Source organism: Hymenobacter sp. 102 (assembly GCF_049949205.1).
Lineage (GTDB): Bacteria > Bacteroidota > Bacteroidia > Cytophagales > Hymenobacteraceae > Hymenobacter.
In genome coordinates, this window is record NZ_CP188172.1 from 4,690,996 (window position 1) to 4,706,101 (window position 15,106).

At 57.1% G+C, this 15,106-nt stretch carries 8 protein-coding genes; all 8 read left to right on the forward strand.

Annotated elements, in window-relative coordinates; translation table 11 throughout:
* Positions 1 to 147 precede the first annotated feature (147 nt).
* The 8 genes from ACN19L_RS20325 (at position 148) to ACN19L_RS20360 (ending at position 15,038) form a co-directional block, all read left to right on the forward strand.
* Entirely contained in the window at positions 148 to 4,323 is a 4,176-nt protein-coding gene (locus ACN19L_RS20325) for a DEAD/DEAH box helicase (protein ID WP_426491276.1), read from the forward strand.
* A complete protein-coding gene (locus ACN19L_RS20330; RefSeq protein ID WP_426491277.1) occupies positions 4,320 to 8,192 on the forward strand; it encodes a UvrD-helicase domain-containing protein in 3,873 nt (1,290 codons plus the stop codon). Before ACN19L_RS20325 ends, ACN19L_RS20330 begins: the two co-directional genes overlap by 4 nt.
* 58 nt (positions 8,193 to 8,250) lie before the next feature.
* On the forward strand, positions 8,251 to 8,964 hold the full coding sequence (locus ACN19L_RS20335; protein WP_426491278.1) for a hypothetical protein: 714 nt from the start codon (positions 8,251 to 8,253) through the stop codon (positions 8,962 to 8,964).
* 402 nt (positions 8,965 to 9,366) lie between these two features.
* Positions 9,367 to 9,912 (forward strand): PsbP-related protein, encoded by a 546-nt coding sequence (locus tag ACN19L_RS20340; protein ID WP_426491279.1) that lies wholly within the window; start codon positions 9,367 to 9,369, stop codon positions 9,910 to 9,912.
* Between the two features lie 225 nt (positions 9,913 to 10,137).
* On the forward strand, positions 10,138 to 11,268 hold the full coding sequence (locus ACN19L_RS20345) for a hypothetical protein (RefSeq protein WP_426491280.1): 1,131 nt from the start codon (positions 10,138 to 10,140) through the stop codon (positions 11,266 to 11,268).
* A gap of 344 nt (positions 11,269 to 11,612) precedes the next feature.
* Complete coding sequence (locus ACN19L_RS20350) at positions 11,613 to 12,893, forward strand: hypothetical protein (protein WP_426491281.1); 1,281 nt, start codon at positions 11,613 to 11,615, stop codon at positions 12,891 to 12,893.
* Positions 12,894 to 12,943: 50 nt separating this feature from the next.
* A complete protein-coding gene (locus ACN19L_RS20355) occupies positions 12,944 to 13,402 on the forward strand; it encodes a hypothetical protein (RefSeq protein ID WP_426491282.1) in 459 nt (152 codons plus the stop codon).
* An 85-nt stretch (positions 13,403 to 13,487) separates the two neighbouring features.
* On the forward strand, positions 13,488 to 15,038 hold the full coding sequence (locus tag ACN19L_RS20360; RefSeq protein ID WP_426491283.1) for a hypothetical protein: 1,551 nt from the start codon (positions 13,488 to 13,490) through the stop codon (positions 15,036 to 15,038).
* Positions 15,039 to 15,106 lie beyond the last annotated feature (68 nt).

Below are 15,106 nucleotides of genomic sequence, written 5' to 3' on the forward strand. Positions count from 1 at the left end.
ACCGATTGTACTGAAAATCAGGCTAGGGCTGGCCAGAAGACCTTTGAGCCTACGATATAATTTCTATGCTGACGAAAATTGGACGAAAAAGCGCCCTAACTTGGCTCTCTTTGGCACTACGCGCATTTCTACCCGGTCAATCTTATTATGCAGCTTGCAAAAGTCTATCAGTACTATAAAATCAGCCCCAAGCAGCTGGAAGATATTCTGGGCAAGCACGGAATAAAAGCGCAGCTAAAGTTTGTCAAGACGGCTCCGCCGGCCTGGCTAACCCTATTGAGTGATGAGCTCGGCATTTCCCATCCGGATACTAGTACCCTACCGGATAATGCCATCGTGACGGAGCTGACCTCAAATGAGTCTCCCGCTCCTTCCAGCAAGCTCACGATCAACTTGGAGCTGCTTGCCGAGACGCAAAGCCTGTTAAGTCCCACACCGGCGGCCGGCGAAAAAGAGGTCACCCAGACCGCCCACACCACCCAGGCCACCCAACCACTTAAAGCAGCAAGTCAGAATCGTGGTACTAAACCGAAGAATGCCGCGGCCAAGCAACCGGCGGATGATGAGCTGTATCTGGGGCAGGTAGTTGACGTGATCGAAGAGCGGGGCTTTGGTTTTCTGCGAAGAAACGGAGCGAGCGAAAAGCTGTTTTGGCATTTCTCCGCCTTCGGCACCCTGCCCACGGAAAAGGAGTGGGTGCTGTATGCGGAAGGCCCCAGCCGAAAGAAGCCGGGCACCCTGGAAGTTCGTTGGGCGCGTCCCCTCAGCCATAACCTGGCGTTGCTGCACCGGGTGCAGCAGCACGTGGACGTGGATACTCTTCTCACGCTGCTACGCGTGCTGCCCGAAGAGGCCCGGGCCGAAACTGTGCTGGAGCTGCTAAGCCGCATTCGCCCGGTCACGGATATTGAATCGTGGGATCCGGCCATCCAGGCACTGACCGAAATCGGCCAGCAGCTGCCGGCCTTACTTGCCCAGGCGGTGCAAACGATTCTGCATCGAGCGACGCCAGTATATGCCTGGCAACTCTGGCTGTACTACCAGTCGCCCTTGGCTAACCACCTGGCCGTAGCAACTCCCTTAGCTGACCTGCTGGCCGCGTCCGAAGCCGCTGCAACGTGGTGGACCAGTACGTCGCACCACACCCTGGTCGGGCTATGCTTGGCCTGTCTGCCCCAGCAGGACGGGGAAAAGCTGGCCGCCGACCTGGCCAAGCTTAAGGATCTCCTGTCCAACACGCACCCTGAGATATACAACGAAGTCATCGCCCAGTGGCTGCAACGAGCCGGTACCACCACCGACGTGGAGGTATTCCATCAGCGTCGCCGCATGGCTCGCACGGCCACGGGGGAGACTGCCTCGGAGCTCGAGCAACAGCTTTTTGCGGCGCTTCCCGCCTCCGCGCATTTGGCCGTGTGGTTGGAAGAGCAACAATATTGTCCGTTTCCGCGGGCGGCCGCCCTTGCGCAGTTCAACGTGCTGCCGCCACCGGCTCAGGATATGGTAGCGGCCCAACTCACGGACGAAGAGCTGCTGACGGTAAGTCAGTGGCTAACGCCGGCCAACAGCCCGCTGCTGCTCAATAGAGTACGGGCCGGTCGGGACGAGCAACTGCTCACGGCTTTCTCCGCGTTGGGCCTTGATCTGGAGAGCGACCGGGAAGTCATCCACGAAATTGCCTGGGGCCGGCCGGGTGCGTGGCACACGGGCCGGGGAGATGCCGCCGTGGAAGAACAAGTGCAGCAGCTGCGCACCCGAGTGGCCGACAGCGCTCCGTACCTGCTCGTCGGCCATAACCTTGCTGATTTCGACGCCCCCGTACTGGCGGAGCACGACGTGGAGCTGCAAGCAGACTACCTGTGGGACACGCTCATCGTCGAGCTGGCGCTGAACGTGGACTGGCAGGTGCTGGCTCTGCGCACTGCTCACCAGGCGCAAGCGGACGCGGAAATTGCCCTGAAGCTTTTCCTAACCCAGGTAAGACGGGTGCTGTTGCTTTCCCCAGCAGAATGGGAGGAGCTATCCCCCCTATTCAGCGCGGTAGTAATGAGTACCCTGACTCAGTTGCGGCAACTGCCGCAGGAAGCGTGGCAATCCCCGGCTGATTTGCGGGAGGAAGCGGCGAGCTACTTGCGACCACAGCCACAGCCCTCCACGCGACAGCGGTTGCTGCAGGAGCAGTTACAACAAAATCCCTCCCCCCGCACACTCGTGCTGGCTCCCACCGCGCTTTGGCACGAGGTGCGAACCGAGCCCAGCATGCACTTTTGGGAGTCAGACGCCACACCAGCTTCTTATCGGCCGGTGATGCAGGAGTTAGTCACCGCACAGCTGGTGCACCACCCCGCTGAGCGCGTTATTGCGGAACGCTTCTTCCGGCATTGTCGGCAAGCCCAGATCCCCCCCCGGCCGGCTAATATGGCGCCGGCCCTCCGGCACCGCCTGCAGGCAATCGTGGACTTTAACCAGTGTTATCACGCCCCGGCAACACCGTTGTGGCAGGATGGCCTGCGAATCTGCCTGAGTGCCGAACAGCTGCTGGCGCACCTGCCCGAGCTACAGAGTCAGTCAGACCTGGCAGTGATCGTCCTGGAGCCTGACCTTATCACGCTGGGCCGCAAGCGATTGTTGCGGGAGCTGGCCACCGCCGATGTGCTGGCCAGCCCGGCCACCCGGCCGGCATGGATTAAATTTTCCGGGGGCCAGAGCTTCGTAGCCCTGCGCCCTGATCAGGCGGCGGAGCTTGGGGCGCAGGTCCCTGATGCCTACACCAATCTGTGGCTGGAAAAGCACCTGTACGGCCAGTTTCGTATCTGGGGCAGCTTTGACTGGGAAGCGCTCCTTTCTTCCCTGGCCCCGTCGCGCAGGCACGTAGTGAGCGGAGCGGAGCGCTTATTTGCTCGTCAGCAGGTAACGTGGCTGGGGCTGGCCCAGCTGCCGCTGCAGCGACGGCTAGGCATTACGCCCTTCAACCCGGAAACCATCTACCGTTCTCGCTATTGGCTACTCCAAGCCATTCTGGTGAAGGAAGTCCTGGAGCGCAGCAGCTTCTCCCCCCTGATCTTGCTGCTGCAACGGGCCGAGGAAGTAGAGCCCTTGGAGGCGTATTTCCGCGGGCAAGGATTTTTTATCCCGCGGCGGGAAGCCGCGCTGGGTCGTCGCCTGGAGCTGCTGCACCAGTACGGCTCGGGCCGGCGGCTCCTGATTGTGCCGGTCAACCAGGCAGCAGCCGTGGTGGAAGCTAATTACCTGGGACCGGTTCAGCTTGTACTAGAAAGCTTCAACCTACTTGAAAACTATTTTCTGGCCCGGGGGTCCCAATTGTTCGACCGAGCACGGCTGCAATCCCGGGACGTGGAGACAAGCGAATCCGCTGGCTCTTCGGAGCACAGTTCCGCAGGAAGCAGTTCCGCAGAAAGCAGCGGCGTGGAGGATGTACTCGAGCGGGACCTGTTTTTCCTGTTGAAGCTGCAGCAGCCCCTAGTGCAGCAGCTGCGCTCCCAGCTCCTGGACAACCACGCGGACAACCACCTCTGGCTGCTGGACCCTCGCCTCGGTGACTTTCCCGCCCTGGAGCAGTCCTGGCAGATGCAGAAGTACTTCACGGACGCTCCCTGGGCCACCGAGGAGGAATACCTCGCTGCCGCGCAGACGATCGACCAGGTACTGCTGAGTGCTCGGCCGGAACAGGAGTTTTCGCTGGATCTGGAAGCTGCCAAAACCTTGTTGAGTAACGTCTTTTTAAATGGTCATTCCTGGTATGATCATCAGCAGCCCTATCTCAATAAAATCCTGCCCGCCCAGACGGACTTACTGGTCTCCCTGCCCACGGGCGGGGGCAAGTCCCTGCTGTTCCAGGCCCCGGCCCTGTACCGCAGCGCCTTTACCAACCGGTTGACCATTGTTGTCACGCCCCTTAAGGCCTTGATGGAAGACCAGGTAAATGCTTTGTGGAAGCTTGGCTTTTACAGCAGCGTAGAGTACATCAACCAGGATAAGCGGGATGAGCTGCCGCAGATTTATCGCCGGCTGGCGGGCGGGGAGATTTCCCTGTTGTTTATCACTCCGGAGCGCTTCCGCAGCGGAGCGTTCACCAAAGCCTTCCTGCAGCGCTTTAACAACGATCAAGGCTTGGAGTACGCCGTGTACGATGAAGCCCATTGCATTTCGCAATGGGGGCACGAGTTCCGGCCTGACTACCTGTATTCCGGGAAGGCTGTTCAGCGCTTCCGGGAAGCAAGCCCCCGCCGATTTCCGGTGCTCTTGTTTTCGGCCACCGTCTCAGAAAAAATCTATCAGGAGTTTACGCAGCTATTTGTATGATAGAGCGCCCAGGAGAATTAGCCTACAATCCGGTGCGGGAGCACATCCGCATGAGCTTTGAGCGGGTCAAGGAAGAAGCTCAGCAGGCGGAAACCGTCGTGCGGAACTTGCAGGAGCAGTCCTTCGATCCAAGCGTGAGCCGGGTACTTATTTTCGTGCGGACCCGGCGCCGGGCCGAAGAAGCAGTTCAGCAGCTTAGCGAACTAGCCGCCGCCGCAAAGCTGCCCTGGGCCGAACAGATTGACTATTTCCACGCCGGGCTGGATGGCTTCGATCGGGAGCGTAAGTATGCTGCCTATCAGACGGGTGAAACGGTGGTGTTGGTGGCAACCAAGGCCTTCGGTATGGGCATGGATATCCGCAACATCCATTACGTCTATCACCTGGGTCCCTCTTCCGCCTTTGAGGACTTCCTGCAGGAGGTAGGCCGGGCGGGCCGTAACCGGGCGGCGCTAGAGGCAGCCGGATTCTCCGAAGCTCATCCGATTCAGGCCGTTTGCGTCATGGCCAGCCGGGATTTTCAGGTGCTGCGCGACCTGCAGCACAAATCCGCCCTGAGCTGGGAGTACGTGCTCAAGTCGCAACAGCTGATTCACCAGTATGCGCAGAAGTACCGGGAGCTGACTACCCTGGTGCACGAGCCCTTGGCGCTGCCGCTGGATTTGTGGCAGCGGGATGCCGGGGAAAAAGAAGAAGACGATGTTCGGTTCCGCCTAGCGCTACACTGGCTGGAACTGCTGGGCCGGATTCGTCTTGGCCTCTATACCCCGTCGTTTCTACCACTGCTTTTGCTGGAGAAGCCCAACTACCTGAAAATAAAAGATGAATCGGAGCGGGCGCAGATGCGGCAATTTATTGCCCAGCTGCATGCCTCGACGTACCGGGAAGCCACCGCGGTGAGTATGCCCATGGAAGAGCTCAAAGCGTTATCGGGTAAAAGCCGGCATTCCGAGCTGTTCCGGTTTTTGTTTCTGGCCCAGAAAATCAAGGCCATATCCATTGACCGGAAACTGCATTTGGAGCTGACGCAGCTGCGGGAAGCGGAGCTCAAAGCTTGGCAGGAATCCCGCTGGAACCAGCGGGATTTGCCACTGGTCGAGGCAGTATTTCTGCTGGCGGAGCGTCTGTTGGCCCCCATCGCCCCGCAAACGCAGCGCCGCTTGGACGGCAATGAGCTGGACCGGCTAGTGGCAGAAGTAGCGACTGAGCATCTTCAGCCGAAGCACGTCTACTGGACCCCACTCAAAAAAGGCAAACCGGTTGACAAGAAGACAACCGCCCTGGATCTGGCCGCGGACTGGCAGGAAAAGCGGGCTAAGTTCGCCCTGAAGCTAGTGCGGCTGCTGCCCAATACCCGGCTGCAATCCGTCATGAACGGGCGTGAGCGCAGCGAACCGGGCGTGACGCAGCTGATTTATAACGGTAATCGCCACGACTCCTTCTGGCGTAAACCCCTGGCCGACTTAAAAAAACACCTCCTGGCACTGTTGCAATACGTGACCGCTCAGGCGCTCACGGGAGAGCACACCTTCAATTACGCCGACCTGGTGGTGGCCCTAGAGCTGGAAGAAGCGGGGGTAGAGTATTTGGACAACCTACTGTTTCTGGCGCGGGCGCTGGGCTACCTTAAAGGAAGCGGCAGCTTTATTCCCATGGGTATTGAGTTGTACCTGCTGGATCAAGCCGTCCCGGACTATGAAGATCAGTCCTCGCGGGACTATCAGATCCATCAGCAGTTTTTGGAAGGAGCGGAACTGAAGAAGCTCCGGCTGCTGGCTTTGGAATGCCTGGCCGCAATGCCCCACCAGAAACAGGACGCCTTTATCAAGCAGTACTTTGCCTGTGAGGGTAGTGCCGACCTGGTAGGGTTGCTGGCAGATCACCTCGGCGCTGACCATGCCATGCTCCGAGCCTTTCGGCAGGAGGCACTCAAGGAGGCAGAAGAAAAGCTTAGCGCGGAGCAGCGGCAGGTCTATGATGCCCCACTCAGCGATAACCTGCAAGTTATTGCTGGGCCCGGCAGCGGCAAGACCCACACCCTGACGCTACGCGTCGCTCGCCTGATCCAGAAGAATAATATCCCGCCGGATCAGATCTTGGTCCTGGCCTACAACCGGGCCGTGGTGGTTGAGCTCAAAGACCGGTTGAGCACGCTGTTTCGGGCGTTGGGGTACGGGCAGCTGATTAAGCGCTTGCACGTGTACACTTTCCATGGATTGTGCCGCCGTTGCCTGCAGGGGGAGTTGGAGGGAGTCGAGTTCAAGCAGTGGGTACCCCAGTTGGCCCAGGCACTGGCTCACAATCCGCGCCTGATCCGCCAGCAGCTAGGGCCGATTGAATACGTGTTCGTGGACGAGTTTCAGGACATCACGGGCGAGCGCCTGGCCATGCTTAAAACCATTGCTCCCGCTGACTCGGCCAAGCTCTGCGTTATTGGCGATCCCAACCAAAGCATTTATGGGTACGAGCGCGTAGCGGAAGGCGGAGAGGTGGACCCGTATCCTTATTACGCGGAATTTGAGGAGCTGTACCATCCCCAAAAGCATTACTTAAGTAATAACTACCGCTCCTATCCCGGCATCCTGCAGGCGGCGGCCCGGCTGCTGGCCAATAACCCGGACCGGTTTTCAATTCCGCCCCTGCAGCCCATTCGAAAGCCCACGCGTGAGACGACCTATTGCGAGCTGCTGTCCTTCCGGGAAACCAAAGCCGACTGGAAGAAGAAACTCGACGAGTTACTATTGGAACCCGAGTATGAGCCGGGTAAGCGCTACCAACAGGTGGCCATCATGCTGCGCTCCAACGATGAAGTGTTCCGCGCTTTCAACGAGCTGCAGTCCCGAACGCTTCCGCCCGATGTGGCCCTGCGCATCCAAGGCGCGTCCAGTTCACCGGTTACCTCGCGCGAGTTCCAGCACTTGCTACTACCCTACCAGCAAAACCCGCAAGCGCCCCTGAGCCCAAACTACCTGCAGGAGTTTGCCCGCGCTAAACAAGACACGTTGCAAAGCTTTGCCGGCGCGTGGGACGAGTACCTGATTCATTTGGTGCATTGCTTGGTGCGGGAGTTTCGGGTGGAGCAGGAAGATGACGCTACCAACCAAGATCTGTTGGACTTCATTGATGGTATGGCCCGAAGCGATGATGGCCATTTTATGAAGCTCTACGAGAAGCACATGCCGGAGCTGGTGCCGGGCTACTCGCGGCGGGAAGTAGTGCTCACGACCATGCACAAGGTGAAAGGCTTGGAGTTTGACGCTGTCCTCATTCCCCCATCCTTTCACGATTTCGCCACCAATTTGGACGGTAGTCCAGTACCTAACCTGCGCCAAGTGGTGGAGGAAGAGCGGCGGCTGCTGTACGTGGCCTATACCCGGGCCCGGTACCGCCTAGCCGTCATTCAATACGACCGGGAAGCGGCCGTGCTGGAAGGACGGGCCTACCAACTGGCCAATAAAGAGCAACGCTTGGGCCGGATTGTCAAGCCCGGCCTGGACAAGCTCTTTATCTCCTGGGGTGCTCGGGAAGATCGAACGTATGAGTTCATTCGTCACAAGATCAAGATTGGCGACCCCGTCAAGCTGGTCAAGATTCAGAAGGCCTACGCCGGAAAATCCTGGGCGGAATGGCAGCTATGGTGCAACGGTTGGCAAGTTGGACAATTACGAACGGGGGCATTCAAGCAGGAGCCGCGGGTAGACGAGCTGCTGGGGCTGGCGGTCGCCGGCGTTAGCTATTACACCTACCAGGATTCGCAACAGTATGATGAGAAACACAACACCGATTACACGCTGAAGAATTGGCGGCAGAATGCCGCTACCCGAGGGCATATCTATCTGGTTGACTTCGCGGGTTACTACAAGGAGTAAAGCAAAGCGGAATTACCTGGCGACCTGCTACTTTACCCTCTAGTAACTCTGCTTTACCATGCCTAAATTCTATCAGGCGGTAGAAACGCCTCCGATGAAGTCGGAAGAGATGATGCGTGACTTGCTAGCAGTACCCAAGGTGCTGCGCCGTCTTGCTGAGCAACAGACGGAGTGGCAGCCCCTGGCGGAAATACTGCTCAGTCTTGAGGGTGACGCAAAGATTCCCACGGGCAAAAAATTACAGCAAGACCTTGGCCTTTCCCCTGCCAAGTACCGCCGCTGGCTGGACGCATTCTATTCAGCCTACCTGCACCTGCTGGAAAGCGATGCGGATACCATAGTCTTGCAACAGGTAGAACATCAACTCATTTTGACTGGTCGGCGGGCCTCGCAGACCCTCAGCTGCCGCCTGCCCATCACACCTCGAATCGGGGAACAGCTGCAGCTGGACTTTCTGCGAGCCGTGACTGGAGAGTCTATGTTCTATGTGGAGAACATCATTCATGATTTCAGTGACGGCCGCTACTTAGTGCTCGTTTACCTTAAGCCCGGGTATTATAATGCGTATCAGCATTCCCTTAAAGCGCGCGCCCGTTTTGATGATACCATTGGTTTGGACGTCTTTTTTCATGCGCCGGACTATTTGCTGGACGACTTGTTACGCGAGCGCTATCCACCGCCTTCTGAGTCGTCCAAGGCAGAGGAGGCGCTTGACAAGGCAGAAGCTCGCTACGGGATAAGTTCCTTATTTGGAAGAAGGAGAAGGCGGTGAAACAGGGACCACTTCCTGGACTAAGGGTAAGAAGACTTACAGTCGTAAAAGTGCCGCTAGACTACCCGCTGATTCGTGTTATTCCTTCCTAACAAGGCTGACTTGTTGAGAGACTTTTCTCCAATATTTCAACTAATGTAACTAACAGTCAAGCAGTACAGATTATTAGAAAGCGCAGGCAATCGCTATTAAATTGAAAATATTAGTTTGCACTATTCTCTTACTATCTATATCAGTCAAACTTATCTGTATGATAGCCGTCTTTGCATCCTTCCTCATCTTGGTTGGAGTCGTGAGACTATTCCGCTATAAAGGCTTAAGCAATGATGCGGTCCCGACCCTTGGCGCATTTTTCGGTATTACACTTATTGCTTTCTGGTCCGCATATTTTCTCCTCCGCAAATGGAAGCCGGCCAAACTATGAGAAGTTTCTTTTTCGCCCCGCTGGCTTTGCTACTGCTTACTTCCGGCCTGCTCCGTGGTCAGACGCCTTATCAAAGCAGCCGATACCGATACGGTGTGGAACTGCCAGCCGGCTTTACTAAGGTAGGAGCAACCTTCCAGACCGTTGATATCAAGGCGGTAGACAAGCTGGGTAATTCCGTGCTGGTCAACATCAAGGTCTTACCGGCGGGTAGCACGCCGGCCTCTTTAGCCCGCGAGATGAATAGTATGTCCAACGAGGACATTGAACAGTCCTTTGCTGAGTCCTCCGGTACTGCGCGCCTGCTTAAACGCGGCGTAAGCACAACGCTGCCGGGTACGCCCTACTATATTCACTATATCGGCACAGGCTTGTACGACAACGTCGCCCTGTATCATATGATGTACGTCTACGTGAGTCATGACCGCTTGTATTTACTGCATGCTAGTTGTCCGCCCAAAGACATTGACTTACTAGGGTCGAAGTTCATGCGATTCTTTAAGTCGTTCCGCTACTTGGGCTGATGCAGCATTCCAGCACTTACTGCTCAGATGTCCAAGCGTAGGATTAGCAGCTGTCGCTCCGCGTCAATAACGGGTTTGACTAAACTTCTCAATACTAGCCCTCCTCTGTGCTCTTCTACTTCGCAGCCTGATTTATTGTAAGCCTCAGGTTACCGCCGTGCTCGACGACTACAACGGCTGTTTTCTCAACGGCTGCCCTTCCATTTAACCCCTACCTCTTCCATTATGAGCATTGGAGATACCCACCGGGATTTGTTACGCTCAATGCGTTCCCTTGATCGAGGAATGATTGATCTGGGCTTTGGCAAACCGTGTTTGGTGTGCAAAGAGTTGTATATGCCCAGAACCAGTGAAATGTGGCCCGAGTATTTTGGCTTTTGTTCCACTACCTGCATCAACATTTACCGTCGCAACCAAGGTCTACCCGACTTCGACCCGTACGCTACTAGTCGCTCCTCCACAAGTGCGCCGCTGCCCGAGGAGCAGGACGAGGATCCGGACTTTGAGGCAGCTTGGCAAGAAGAGCACCCTGCTCAGGCCCCAGCGCCCTTGCCGGCGGCTCCCAGTGCTTACGTGGAGCCAGCCCCAACGGTACCTCCAGCTAAATACCAGGCCACTAAAATTGCGCTGGTGCTTGTCACTGCTCTAGCCGGGTATTTACTGTTTACCAAGCTAACCGGCGAAAAGACGGAGGCCAGCGCTAGTAGCGAGGCTTACGTGACGGAAATGGCCGCCCCAATTACCAGCACTGAACTGCCATCTCAACCAGTAAACGAAACGTTCGAAGTAAGTAGCCGGCGTGCGTTTTTTTACACCACGCCCCAGAGTACAACCCCTCGGAGCGAGTACTTGGTGAAAGGCGATCAGCTCTTGGCAACCCAGGCAGCGGGTGATTTCGTGTTCACGCAGTTCACAAACCCCAGCGGTCAGACCACCGCCGGCTGGTTACGTCGCAGCGATCTGCGTCCCTCGGAACAGCCGTCGCCTGGGGTGCAGGCCGAGGGTGATGATTCAGTGCCAATGGCCGAAACTGCAGTTACTACCGAGGAGACCACCCCGGACGAAACTCAGGCTCAGCCATCCGTTTTGCGCGGTAACGTCGGTCAGGCGCCGGCGACTTTCAGTCTCCGCTGGCAAAGTGATGGAACAGTACAAGGATCTTACTTTTATACCAATCACCCGGACCAAGTCTACAGCCTGACGGGTCGTGAAACCGCCGAGGGTGAGCTTGAGTTGACCGAGTATACTGGGGAGCAAGAAAGCGCCACCTGCCACCTCACGCTTGCCGATGACTGCTATTCCGGCACCATGGACAATACCGACGGTCGTACGCTGCCAATGAAGCTATGCAAATAGCCTTCTGCTGCTAATAGTGCCTGCTTCTTGGCCGCTAAAGCCTCCGCTTTTGAAAACGCAGTTTCGATTTATTGCGGCTTTGTTAGTGCCTGCGGGGAAGTGCCGGGCCTATTGCTTCAGCACTTCCCCGCAGGCATTTCTTTGATTATAACATAATTAGAAATACTACTCTGGCATTACGCTGCATCCCTACTTCAGTGAAGAATAATTCTATTTGGGTATTTGCCAAACTGCATGTAAGTTTGGTTGGCGCAGCTTGATTTACCGCGCGATTCATCCCAACGCTTAGTATATTGACCACTTCTATTCTACGCACGAACGGTGCCTTATTCGTTTCTGGGGTATTGTTCCTAGCCTCGAGTTGCGGGGACCTCGCGCCGAGCCAACCGACAGCCACCACTGAGCAAAAACCGCGGGCCACGAAGGCCGTTACGGCCGACAAGATTCGCCACGTAAATGTGCTGGTTGACCTCTCCGGAGGGATGGCCGGATTCGTGCATCCCAACGCTCCCGGTGAGTCGGGTAGCGATTTCCAGCAAACCATTACGGCTCTGCTCTCGGACGTGCAGGCCCAAACGCCTTCCGCTTACTACTTCGTTGAGCAGGCCAAAACAGCGGGTGGCAATGTACTGCGCCAAACCACCTATGCTGACCTGAGTAAGGTGGTAAGCCAGGGGGCGCCGCAATATGCCGCCGGCACCGAGATGCCGGAGATGTTGCGCCAGGCCGTCAAGATGCAGGCCGCCGCGCCGGGCACCGTGAATATCATCGTGTCGGATTTCATTTACGGTCCGCAGGACCAGCAACAGGTTTGGCGCGTGCGCACTGACGTCAAGGAGGCGCTAACCTCGTCGGCTCCCCTGGCCTTATCGGTATACGCTGGTACCTCTGAATTTCGCGGTAACTTCTACCCGGGAACCCGCCACAAAGCGCAGGCGCTGCGCGGCAGCAAGATCCCCTACTACGTGTGGGTTTTGGGTGAGCCAGCGCTAGTAGCGCAGGCTAACGCGCAGCTACTAGCCTCGTTGGCCGACCGGCCGCAAGTTCACTTTAATCACGCCGCCCAGACTCCACCGCACGGGGTGCTCACCAATTACGAGGCGCAGGGCAGCTGGTTTGTGGAACCCAACACAAGCCCCGGCACACCTGGTGTGGTCTTCTCGGACCTATCCAAGCAGGAGCCAGCTCGCTTCGTGGTTGGCTTGGATTTGCACGCGCTGCCTAAAGCCGTCCGCGAGCAATTCACGGCCACCGCTCTCGAGCTGGACCCCGCCACCACCAATGCCCAACTGCAGCGCACCTGGGAAGCAGGCGAGGCAGGCGCACCGAAGCTGCCGGCGGCGGCCAGCCGCCAGGGCTACACGCACTTTGCGCAAGTTAGCGTCTCCAAAGTACCCAGCAGCGAGGCTGCCGCCATCATCACCCTGCGGCTGCCTAACACTGGCACCGCTCTCCCTGGCTGGGTGGCTGCCTATTCGACCCTTAACGACGATAATATTGCGCAGCAGGGTGGCAAAACCTTCCGGTTAACGGAGGTGCTACAAGGTGCTCAAGATGCCTTCACCCGAAAAACTAATGCCACCGCGCCCGTGTGGCAGGCGCCAGTCGCACTGCGTTTGGACTAGAGTCCGTACGCGCAACAATGCGTCGTGTTCTATTTTTCCCCTTTCTTCCTATGTTTCAAAAGTTCTTCACCTCGCTTTACGAAGCCATTCTGGGTAGTGCTACGCCCGCTTCGCTTATTCCAACTTACCGCCAAGGTGTTTTTCCGAGTGTAGGTCTATTTACCGCGTTTGTGGCTGGTCTGGGCCTTGCCCTGCTGTTCTATCTAGTATTGAATCGGCTGCTGGTCACCTCTTTCTTTAAAACCAAACACTGGCTGCTCGTCATGGGACTAGCCGCCGTAGCGTCCAGTGTGTTTGCCTACACGCAAGCTAAATCGGTCGTATTTCAGGCCATGAGCGAGCAAGACTTAATTCTCAGCAGCTTGGATCAGGCCGCTTACAATCGTTACGGCTGGGGCTTCGTGTTTGTCAATGCCCTAGTAGGCGCTTTTTTCTTTGTGTTGTGGTCGTTCGCCATTAAATGGGCGTCCGTGAGCGCGCGCACAACGCCTGTACGCTGGCTTAGCTAATACGCCCGTTTGCTGTTGACTACTTCCTGTGGTTAAGCCCCTGGCTGGGGCTTAACTGCTATTCTATCGCCTACTCAGTTTGTAGATGGCTACTCTGTACTTATTTGGAATTGGCGGCTCCGGCTCGCGCATTATTCGTTCCTTGACCATGCTGCTGGCGGCCGGCGTCAAGCTCGGCCACGGGTTTAACAAGGTGGTCCCGTTCGTGATCGATCCGGACGCGGCTAATGCCGACAAACGGCGCACGATCCGTCTGCTGGAAACCTACCAGGCAATTCGGCGCGAAATCGCCGAGAAAAGCACGGAACAAAAAGGCCCAGGCGAAGGGCAGTTCTTCGGCACCGAAATCGTCACGTTGGGCGTGAATGCCGATGGTCAGCCCAACCCGGCCATCAACAACTCCTACGAATTTGCCTTCACGGACATGGAGTTGCAGCTGCGCGACTGGCTTGGGCAGAATACGCTCCCCGCCGAGAGCCGGGCCTTGGTGGATCTGTTGTTTGACCCGGCTAGCTTGTCGGAGTCGTTAGAAGTCGGCTTCAAAGGCAGTCCAAACGTGGGCAGCATTGTGCTGAATCAGCTCAAGAACGCCCCGGAGCTGCAGCACTTTGCCGCCCGTTTTCAGCCCGGTGACCGCATCTTCTTTGCCACGTCCATTTTCGGGGGCACGGGAGCTGCCGGTTTCCCTATTCTGCTCAAGAACATGCGCACGAGTCCCAGCGTGTTCGCCGGGGCCGGCGAACGCTTGACCCAGGCCAAGATCGGTGCACTGACGCTCCTGCCTTACTTTAAGCTAGAGCCCAGCGAGGAAAGTGCCATTGACTCGTCCTTGTTCAACACCAAGACGAAAGCGGCCCTCTCCTACTACGAGCAAGGCCTAAAGAGTCCCAATGGACAGCACCAGCTCAACGCGTTGTACTACCTGGGCGACCGCAGCACTCACCTCACCCGCAACAGTGAGGGCGGAGCTACGCAGCGCAACGACGCCCACTTCGTCGAGCTCATTGGCGCCCTGGCCGTTGTCAATTTTACCCAGCTCACCGAGGAGGAACTGCAACGCAACGACAACTTCTTTGAATTCAGTGCCGAGGACGAGGCTCAGATGACCTTTAGCTCGTTGGATGCCTCCCAGACCCTTTCGCAGGTTGGCGGTCCGCTGGCCCGGTTTCAGTTTCTGTCCATGTGGTTGGCCCATCACTTTGAGGATACCCAATCGGCCGATTACGCCAAGTTCACGGGTGCATCCCGGGCGTGGAACCAGAGCGTCTTCTTTAAAGAGCTGCGGCGCTTTTTGTACGATTTTGACCTGGATCGACCCGGTAACGTGGGTGAACGCCCGCAGGATGGCGGCTTTGTTGCCTGGCTGCGGGAGCTGGCCCGCAACAGCCGCAGCTTCTCGCCCTTCAACATCGACCAGAATGACTTTGATAAGTTCATCACCGGCCACGAACTGAAGAAGGGTTTTCTCAACACGGATCAAATCGGGCGCAAGCACGTGCGGGCCAAACTAGACGCGGCCATCCGCCAGCAAGTGGCTGACAACGACGGGCCGCGCGTGTTCCTGAAAGCATTTCATGACACTTCCCAGGAGTTGCTAAGCAAAGAACATAGCCGGGCCCTGCCCTGGCTTAACTAACGGCCTCGTCCAGCCTCATCCCCTTCTTGATCTTCACGTGGCGGCCTGCGCTCCTCCCTTTCTTACTG

Bases quoted from the DNA above. Each gene is read 5' to 3' on its own strand.
- ACN19L_RS20325 (WP_426491276.1), top strand. From the start codon at position 148: ATGCAGCTTGCAAAAGTCTATCAGTACTATAAAATCAGCCCCAAGCAG.
- ACN19L_RS20330 (WP_426491277.1), top strand. From the start codon at position 4,320: ATGATAGAGCGCCCAGGAGAATTAGCCTACAATCCGGTGCGGGAGCAC.
- ACN19L_RS20335 (WP_426491278.1), top strand. From the start codon at position 8,251: ATGCCTAAATTCTATCAGGCGGTAGAAACGCCTCCGATGAAGTCGGAA.
- ACN19L_RS20340 (WP_426491279.1), top strand. From the start codon at position 9,367: ATGGAAGCCGGCCAAACTATGAGAAGTTTCTTTTTCGCCCCGCTGGCT.
- ACN19L_RS20345 (WP_426491280.1), top strand. From the start codon at position 10,138: ATGAGCATTGGAGATACCCACCGGGATTTGTTACGCTCAATGCGTTCC.
- ACN19L_RS20355 (WP_426491282.1), top strand. From the start codon at position 12,944: ATGTTTCAAAAGTTCTTCACCTCGCTTTACGAAGCCATTCTGGGTAGT.
- ACN19L_RS20360 (WP_426491283.1), top strand. From the start codon at position 13,488: ATGGCTACTCTGTACTTATTTGGAATTGGCGGCTCCGGCTCGCGCATT.